This is a genomic window from Photorhabdus sp. CRCIA-P01, assembly GCF_003545805.1.
Lineage (GTDB): Bacteria > Pseudomonadota > Gammaproteobacteria > Enterobacterales > Enterobacteriaceae > Photorhabdus > Photorhabdus antumapuensis.
Genome location: NZ_NMQR01000203.1, coordinates 1 through 763 on the forward strand (window position 1 = coordinate 1; position 763 = coordinate 763).

A 763-nucleotide genomic window follows, 5' to 3' on the forward strand; every position below is an offset into this window, starting at 1 on the left:
ACCCAAAACAACACCGAATTGCACTCAGCTGAAGGAAAGTATAATTCAGTTGAGGGGAAGTATACGCCGGTGACTTCTGCGCTGATTGAAAGGGCGTTAAGGCAGGGTCCTGAACTGACAATGAATTTCGCCGAAATAGAAGGAGAAGTCCCGGGAATTAAACTGGCGGATAAGCACACGCGAATAACCTCGAAAAACAATCGCCCGATTATTCATATTGCGGCCCCGAACGCCCGGGGCGTTTCACATAACCGTTATCAGACGTTTAATGTCGGGACCTCAGGACTGGTATTGAATAACGCGACCCATGATGTGCCGTCGCTGCTGGCAGGGCAAATCGGCGCGAATCTGAACTTTAAAGGCCAATCGGCTGAACTGATTATTAATGAAGTGGTGGGGAGTGTTGCTTCAAATCTGCAAGGGTTGTTGGAAGTCGCAGGGCAGAAAGCTCATGTCTTCATCGCCAACCCGAATGGCATGATTTGTAATGGTTGCGGCTTTATCAATACCCCGGCGGTCACCTTATCGACCGGTAAACCGGTGTTTGATCAAGACGGGGCGTTAGCGGCCCTGGAAGTGAAGAAAGGCGCCATCATCCTGGGTGAAAAAGGGCTGGATGCGACGGCGCAGGATACTGTCGATATCATCAGTCGGACCACTCAGCTCAACGGCAGACTACAGGCGAAAAACCTGACATTGACACAAGGCCCCAACCGGATTGATTTAAAACGCGGGACGATTGTGCCGATTACCGGGGAAGATT

General features: G+C 50.9%; 1 protein-coding gene. It reads left to right on the forward strand.

The features are described 5' to 3' along the window. Window positions 1-120: 120 nt before the first annotated feature. Window positions 121-763: filamentous hemagglutinin N-terminal domain-containing protein (locus D3222_RS24845; RefSeq protein WP_232832683.1), on the forward strand; the 643-nt coding region annotated here is incomplete at its 3' end.